The sequence below is a fragment of the Sphingopyxis sp. genome (assembly GCF_035250425.1).
GTDB lineage: Bacteria > Pseudomonadota > Alphaproteobacteria > Sphingomonadales > Sphingomonadaceae > Sphingopyxis.
In genome coordinates, this window is record NZ_DATFFD010000279.1 from 1 (window position 1) to 7,651 (window position 7,651).

The 7,651-nt window shown below is 63.8% G+C and carries 8 protein-coding genes; 6 read left to right on the forward strand and 2 right to left on the reverse strand.

All coding sequences use genetic code 11. From position 1 onward, the window contains the following. On the forward strand, positions 1 to 999 hold a 999-nt coding region (rpoN, locus tag VJ811_RS17020), incomplete at its 5' end, for an RNA polymerase factor sigma-54 (RefSeq protein ID WP_324074566.1). Positions 1,000 to 1,031: 32 nt separating this feature from the next. Here rpoN and VJ811_RS17025 read toward each other — a convergent pair. Continuing rightward, on the reverse strand, positions 1,032 to 1,298 hold the full coding sequence (locus VJ811_RS17025) for a hypothetical protein (RefSeq protein WP_324074568.1): 267 nt from the start codon (positions 1,296 to 1,298) through the stop codon (positions 1,032 to 1,034). Between VJ811_RS17025 and ykgO the strand changes: the two genes are divergently transcribed. Both ykgO and VJ811_RS17035 read left to right on the forward strand, forming a co-directional pair. Continuing rightward, a complete protein-coding gene (ykgO, locus tag VJ811_RS17030) occupies positions 1,297 to 1,422 on the forward strand; it encodes a type B 50S ribosomal protein L36 (RefSeq protein ID WP_003046794.1) in 126 nt (41 codons plus the stop codon). The two genes, VJ811_RS17025 and ykgO, sit on opposite strands and share 2 nt — an antisense overlap. Before the next feature lie 98 nt (positions 1,423 to 1,520). Beyond that, positions 1,521 to 2,132: an HAD family phosphatase gene (locus VJ811_RS17035; protein WP_324074570.1), complete on the forward strand. Its 612-nt coding sequence runs from the start codon at positions 1,521 to 1,523 to the stop codon at positions 2,130 to 2,132. Positions 2,133 to 2,325: 193 nt separating this feature from the next. On the opposite strand, the gene VJ811_RS17040 is transcribed toward VJ811_RS17035, so the two are convergent. Beyond that, positions 2,326 to 4,491 (reverse strand): S9 family peptidase, encoded by a 2,166-nt coding sequence (locus VJ811_RS17040; protein WP_324074572.1) that lies wholly within the window; start codon positions 4,489 to 4,491, stop codon positions 2,326 to 2,328. Between the two features lie 82 nt (positions 4,492 to 4,573). Here VJ811_RS17040 and VJ811_RS17045 point away from each other — a divergent pair, with 82 nt between their 5' ends. From VJ811_RS17045 to VJ811_RS17055, 3 genes are all read left to right on the forward strand, one after another. Then, on the forward strand, positions 4,574 to 6,412 hold the full coding sequence (locus tag VJ811_RS17045) for an aminopeptidase P family protein (protein ID WP_324074573.1): 1,839 nt from the start codon (positions 4,574 to 4,576) through the stop codon (positions 6,410 to 6,412). A 7-nt stretch (positions 6,413 to 6,419) separates the two neighbouring features. Next, on the forward strand, positions 6,420 to 6,881 hold the full coding sequence (locus VJ811_RS17050; RefSeq protein ID WP_324074575.1) for a thioesterase family protein: 462 nt from the start codon (positions 6,420 to 6,422) through the stop codon (positions 6,879 to 6,881). Positions 6,882 to 7,146: 265 nt separating this feature from the next. Next, a complete protein-coding gene (locus VJ811_RS17055; protein WP_324074578.1) occupies positions 7,147 to 7,608 on the forward strand; it encodes a hypothetical protein in 462 nt (153 codons plus the stop codon). Positions 7,609 to 7,651 lie beyond the last annotated feature (43 nt).

Consider the following 7,651-nt stretch of genomic DNA (forward strand, 5'->3'; position numbering starts at 1 on the left):
CTCGTCGCGCTGATCGACGAGGCGGGATACCTCCGCGCCGACCTCACCGAGCTCGCGGCGCAGCTCGGCGTGCCGCTCGCGCTCGTCGAAGCGGTGCTCGCGGGCATCCACGGCTTCGACCCCTCGGGCGTCGGCGCGCGCGACCTTGCCGAATGTATCGCGATCCAGGCGCGCGAGGCCGACCGCTACGATCCCGCGATGGCAACGATGATCGCGCATCTCGACCTCGTCGCCAAAGGCGCCTTCCCCCAATTGAAGCGGATCTGCGGGGTCGACGACGAGGATCTCGCCGACATGATTCGCGAGCTGCGCGGTTACGACCCCAAACCCGGCCTCAAATTCGGCGGTGACGGCGCCCCGGCGGTCGTCCCCGACCTCTATATCCGCCAGACCGCGAAGGGCTGGGCGGTCGAGATCAACAGCGGCACCCTGCCGCGCCTGCTCGTCAACCGCCGCTATTACACCGAACTGGCGCAGGGCGCGGCGGCGAAGAGCAAGGCATGGCTGTCCGAACAGCTCGCGGGCGCCAACTGGCTCGTGCGCGCGCTCGACCAGCGCCAGCGCACGATCGTCAAGGTAGCGAGCGCGATCGTGAAGCAGCAGGAAGGCTTCTTCCTCCACGGCGTCGCGCATATGCGCCCGCTGACCTTGCGCCAGGTCGCCGAGGAAATCGGCATGCACGAATCGACCGTCAGCCGCGTCACCAGCAACAAATATCTGAGCTGCGCGCGCGGGCTGTTCGAACTCAAATATTTCTTCTCGAGCGGCATTTCCGATACGCAAGGCGACGGCGCGGTGTCGGCGGAGGCGGTGAAGAGCCGGATCAAGGCGATGATCGAGGCGGAGGATGGCAAGGCGATTCTCTCCGACGAGACGATCGCGCAGAAACTGTCGGCCGAGGGCCACGACATCGCGCGGCGCACCGTCGTCAAATATCGCGAGGCGATGGGCTATGGCTCGTCGGTGCAAAGGCGGCGGCAAAAGGCATTGGCGGGGTAAGCCTCATGGTCACCCCGGACTTGATCCGGGGTTCATTTTTGCAGCTCCGGTTCCGGGATGATTCGCGCAGAGGCGCAGAGATCGCAGAGAAAGGGAAATGAAGCGGCAAAGCCGCCAATCTTGTCACTCCTCGCAATCCGGCGCTTCGGATGACTGGCTCCACGGCTTCTCTGCGATCTCTGCGCCTCTGCGCGAATCTTTTCCTGATTGATCGATGGCGCGGCGGTTGACTTTTTGCCCGCTTCGCCATAGTTGCGCCGCTTCGCGTTTACGCCAGAGTTTTTACGGACAGAGATCATGAAGATTCGCAACAGCCTGAAGTCGCTGAAGGACCGCCACCGGGATAACCGCGTTATCCGCCGCCGTGGCCGCACCTATGTGATCAACAAGACCAACCGCCGCTTCAAGGCGCGCCAGGGCTGAATGCCCCTGCGCGGGGTGATTTCGCCCCGTTTGCTTTTGCTGAACAGCGTTACGCCGTCGGATGCTTCCGGCGGCGCTTTCGCGTGTCTGGAGGGCGCATGATTCGCCAGAGCGTGATCTTCGACGTCGGCCGCGTCCTGTTCGACTGGGACCTGCGCTATCTGTTCGCCAGGCTGATCGCCGACAAGGACGAGCTCGAATGGTTCGTGACGAACGTCGTCACGCCGCAGTGGCATTTCCAGCACGACGCTGGCCGCCCGCTCGCCGAGATGGTGCCCGAGCGGAAAGCCGCGTTTCCGGATCATGCGCCGCTGATCGACGCCTATGCGGCGCGCTTCAATGAGACGATCCCGGGGCCGATGCCGGGCAGCCTCGAACTCGTCGAGCGACTCGACGCCGCGGGCGTGCCGCTTTTCGCGATCACCAACTTCGGTCATGAATTCTGGGAAGCCTTCCGCCCGACCCAGCCGGTGTTCGACCGCTTTCAGGGCATCATCGTCTCGGGCACCGAGAAATTGATGAAGCCCGATCCCGTGATCTACCGCCTCGCGATCGCGCGATTCGGCATCGATCCGGCGGGTGCGCTGTTCGTCGACGATGTCGCGGCGAATGTCGCGGGGGCCGAATCGGTGGGGATCGCCGGGCACCAGTTTGTCGATGCGGCGACGTTGGAGCGCGAGCTGATGGACCGGATGTTCTTGGCCGCATAGCGGTTACGGGTCGCAGGCGTCGGTTCCTTTTATTTCACGCGAAGACGCGAAGGCGCGAAGAGGCTGCGTTTGCCGCGAAGCGGTCTTTTCCCTTGGCGATAGCGGCAAGCTGCACCGTTGTTAAAGGAAGCGGGCCTGTCGGCCCGAAAACCCTTCTTCGCGCCTTCGCGTCTTCGCGTGAAATATTTGGAACCTACTTCTCTACCCCAAGCTGCGTCAGCACGAAGGCGAACTCCTCGGCATCCTCGCGCAGAGCGCCCCAGCGGCCCGATTTGCCGGCGTGGCCCGCGCCCATATTGGTGCGCAGCAGCAGCGTCGCGTCGTTGGTGCGTGTCGCACGCAGCTTCGCGACCCATTTGGCGGGTTCCCAATAGGTCACGCGCGGATCGTTGAGCCCCGCCGACACGAGCATCGGCGGATAGGCCTTCGCGGTCACATTGTCGTAGGGGCTGTAGCTCAGCATATAGTCGAACGCCGCCTTGTCGGTGATCGGATTGCCCCATTCGGGCCATTCGCCCGGCGTCAGCGGCAACGTTTCGTCGATCATCGTGTTGATCACGTCGACGAATGGCACGCCCGCGAGCACCGCGCCCCACAGCTCGGGCGCCTGGTTGTAGACCGCGCCCATCACCTGCCCGCCCGCCGAGCGGCCCTCGATCGAAATCTTGCCCGCGCTCGTATATTTCGCGGCGATCAGGCCCTTGGCGACGTCGATGAAGTCGTTGAACGTGTTCTTGCGCTTTGTCGTTTTGCCCGCGAGATACCAGGCGCGGCCGAGGTCGTCGCCGCCGCGGACATGCGCGATCGCATAGATCATGCCGCGATCGACAAGGCTCAAACGCGTCGTCGAGAAACCCGGCGGGACGCGGTAGCCGTAGCTGCCATAGACATAGAGATGCATCGGCGCGCTACCATCGCGCGGCGTACCCTTCTTGTAGACGAGCGACACCGGAACCGGGGTGCCGTCGCGTGATGGCATATTTACCAATTCGGTTACATAGTCATCGTGATTATAACCGGACGGAATTTCCTGAACCTTCAGCGTCTCGAGCTTGCCGCTGGCCAGGTCGTAATCGAACACCGTGTCGGGGGTGACCATCGATTCATAGTCGAGGCGCAACTTGTCCTGATGATATTCGGGATTGTCGCCGAGCCCCGCGACATAGGTCGCCTCGGGGAACTGGATCCGGCCGGGGGTCAGCGGCGCGTCATATTTGCGGATGTCGACCTGATCGACGCCCTTCTCGCGCGTTTCGAGCACGAAATAGTCGCGGAAGACGGAGAGGCCGGTGATGTAGCTCGCATCCGATCCGGGGATCAGGGTTTTCCATTCGTCGGGCCTTTTGACGCTCGCCGTCGCGACGCGGAAATTCGGATGCTCATCGTTGGTATAGACGTAGAGCGTGCCGTCGCGCTCATCGACGCTATACTCGCGGCCCTTCTTGCGCGCCGATACGAGCTGCATCTTCGCTTCGGGATTGTCGGCGGGGAGCAGGTAGACCTCGCTCGTCTCGTTATCCCCCGTCGCGATGACGATATAATTGTCCGCCGCGGTCTTGCCGATCCCGACGCCGAAGCCGATGTCGGCCTCCTTATAGAGCAATTTATCCGCGCTCACCGGCGTGCCGAGCTTGTGCAGCCGCACATTGTCGGTGCGCCAATTCTCGTTCGCGAGACCATAGAGCAGCGCGTCATTCTTCGCGGTCCACACTAGCGACGACAGCGTGCCGGGGATGACGTCGGGCAGCGCCTCGCCCGTCATCAGATTCTTGAAGCGCACCTCGAAGCGTTCGGAGCCATTGTCGTCGACCGCATAGGCCATGAGCTTCCCGTCGGGGCTGACCGACACATCCGACAGACGGAAATATTCCCTGCCCGCGGCCATCGCGACCTCGTCGAGGATCAGAATTGCATCGCCGGAGCCTGACGCCGGTTTACGATACCATTTCTTATATTCGGCGCCCTCTTCATATTCGACCCAATAGACCCAGTCGCCGTCCTTCTGCGGCACGCTCGAATCGGCTTCCTTGATCCGGCCCTTCATTTCCTGGAACAGCGTTTCGACCAGCTGCGCGTGGGGCTTCATCGCGGCGTCGAAATAGGCATTCTCGGCCTTCACATAGTCGAGCACATCCTTGTCATCGATCACCGGATAGCTCTCGTCCTTCAGCCAGTGATACGGGTCGGAGAGGGTCTTGCCGTGCAGCGTCACTTCGTGCGGGCGCTTTTCCGCGACGGGGGCAGCGGGCAGGGCAGGGGTCGGGCTGGTCAATGCGGCATCTTTCTCTTTGGCGAACAGAGGGGGGGCGAACAGAGCAGGCGATGCGACAAGCGGGGTGGCAATTGCTGCCAGAAACATCCAAATAGCGCGCATCATCAAATCCCCGCAGTGTCGCCCGAGTGGGCGGGATCGCCTGCGATGTAGGAATAAGGAACGCGTCATGTCCAGCCCCGTCCCCCAATCGGTGTATGCAGAGCGTCTCGCCCGCGTCCGCGCCGAACTCGCCGCGCGCGGTCTCGACGGCTTCGTCGTGCCGATCAGCGACGAGCATATGAGCGAATATGTCGGCGAATATGCGCAGCGCATGGCGTGGCTGACGGGCTTCGGCGGCTCGGCTGGGACCGCGGCGGTGCTGCCGGAAAAGGCGGCGGTGTTCGTCGACGGGCGCTACACGGTGCAGGTGCGCGATCAGGTCGATGGATCGCTGTTCGACTATGTCGGCGTGCCGCAGTCGAGCGTCGCCGAATGGCTGGGCGCCAACGTCAGCGCGGGGCAGAAGATCGGCTTCGATCCGTGGCTCCACGGCATCGACTGGGCGCGTGGTCTTGGCAATGCACTGAAAGCCAAGGGCGCCCAGCTGGTCGCGGTCGACGCCAATCCGATCGATGCCGCGTGGGACGACCAGCCGGCGCCGAGCGCGGCGGCGGTGACGGTCTATGATACGAAGCTTGCCGGACAGGCGGCGACCGACAAGCGCGCCGTCATCGCCGATTGGCTGAAGGCCAAGGGGCTCGACACGACGGTGATGACCGCGCTCGATTCGATCGCGTGGACCTTCAATATCCGCGGGCAGGATGTCAGCCACACGCCGGTCGGGCTCGCCTTTGCGCTGCTCCATGCCGACGCGACCGCCGACCTGTTCATCGCGCCCGAAAAGGTCACCGACGCGGTGCGCGCGCATCTCGGCAACAGCGTGCGCATCCACGACCGCGACGCGTTCGAGGCCGCACTCGCCGACCTCAAGGACAAGAAGGTCGCGGTCGACCCCGACCGCGCGGTCGCCGCGGTCTTCACCGCGCTCGAAGCCGCGGGCGCGAAGATTGAACGCCACCGCGACCCCGCGGTGCTGCCCAAGGCGATCAAGAACGACACCGAACTCGACGGCACGCGCGCCGCGCATGTCCGCGACGGCGTTGCGGTGTCGCGCTTCCTCAACTGGATGGAAGAGGTCGCGCCGCAGGGCGGGCTCGACGAACTCGGCGCCGCGGCGAAGCTGCGCGAATTTCGCGAAGAAGGCGGCGGGCTCGTCGATCTGAGCTTCGACACCATCTCGGCTGCGGGCCCGAACGGCGCGCTGCCGCACTATAAGGTCGATGCGACGACGAACCGCAGGGTCGAGACGGGCACGCTCTATCTGGTCGATTCGGGCGGGCAATATGCCGACGGGACGACCGACATCACGCGCACGATCGCGATCGGGGCGCCGACCGCCGAAATGCGCCGCCGTTTCACGCAGGTGCTCAAGGGGCATATCGCGCTCGCGACCGCACGCTTCCCCAAGGGGACGCGCGGCAGCCAGCTCGACATCCTCGCGCGCCAATATCTGTGGGCCGACGGGGTCGATTATGCCCACGGCACCGGCCACGGCGTCGGCACCTATCTGGCGGTCCACGAAGGGCCGCAGCGCATCGCCAAGCCGTCGGGCGGGCAGGCGGGGACCGAGGAGCCGCTGCACGCGGGCATGATCCTCTCGAACGAGCCCGGCTATTACAAGGCGGGTGCGTTCGGCATCCGCATCGAGAATCTGGTGATCGTGGTGCCGCAACGCATCGACGGCGCCGAAGAGGATATGCTGGGGTTCGAGACGATCACCTTCGCCCCGATCGCGCAGAACCTCGTCGACGTCGCGCTGCTGTCGCCCGCCGAAGCCGACTGGCTCGACGCCTATCATGCGGCGGTGTTCGAAAAACTCGCGCCCGGAATGAGCGGCGCCGACCGCGCCTGGCTCGAAGCCGCGTGCGCGCCGCTCGACCGCGCCCCCGCCGCGCTCGCGGCTTGACCCGCGCGTGACCGACCTTCGCAGCGACGTGCCGCTCGCCGATTTCCGCGTGCAGGAGCATGTCCGCGTCCGCTTCAACGAGATCGACGGCCAGAATATCGTCTTCAACGCCAATTATCTCGTCTACGCCGACATCGGCGTAACCGAATATTTCCGCGCGCTCGGCGAGGGGCAGCCCGGACCCTATTTTCACCAATATGGTACAGACATCCACGAGACGCATTGCGAGATCGACTATCACGCCCCGGCGCGACTCGACGAACTGATCACGATCGCGGCGCGAATCAGCCGCTTCGGGCGGACGAGCTTTACGGTCCATTGCGGGATTTTCCGCGCAAATGAGCGGCTCACCGATATAGAGATCAGCTATGCCCATCTCGACACCGATAGCGGGACGCCGACCCCGCTGCCGGGCAGCTTCATCGCCGAAGTCAGGCGATTCGAAACAAGGACGCCCGTGCAGGACTGATTCGAATGTTCCGAATCGACCCTCTCAACCAAAAAGGTCGAAAAAAAAGGGCCACCCGAGGGTGGCCCGTGAAAGTTTTGGGAGAGGATGCCTAAAAGGCATGCTCATATTGCACCGCACCAAAAATGTTGCAACTGCGAAATAGACATCTGCTATTGCATTTTTTGCAATCGAGAACGCTCACATCCTTCATCTGGCGCAATCTTCGCGTGCGTCGCTTCCCCTCGCAAATTGCCGCGACATCGCCTAAATTGGGCTGATGGGAATGTTCAACAAAGTGGATCTCGGCGGCGGCCTGTCCGATTTCTGGGCTTATGTCCGCGAACCCCGCCCGCATCGCTGGGCGATCTGGGGCGTCGCGCTGGCGCTGACCTGGCTCATTTTCACCGGGGTCGAGAAATATCTGATCCCTTATGAAAAGCCGAAAGAGCAGATCATCTATTTCGAGAATTGGACCGCGAACCGCAGCGCTGCCGAGATCCGCGCCGACTGGGTCGCGCGTGCCAAGGAAACGACGCTGCACAACGCCCAGAAGCGCGCCGAATATCAGCGCTTCGCCGACAGCCTCGGCATCGAATATGATTCGGCCGAGGCGGACAAGGTGACGCGCGAGACGCTGGGCGATGAGGCCGCAGCGGCGGCGAAGAAAAAGCCCAAGCCGGTGGCGACGCGCTCGACGCTCGCCGAACGCGCGGCGCGCGGCGCGCAGCCCAAAGCCGCCGACTGACCGGATGCGGCGCGGCCCCGCCGATGCCGACTGGATGGCGGCC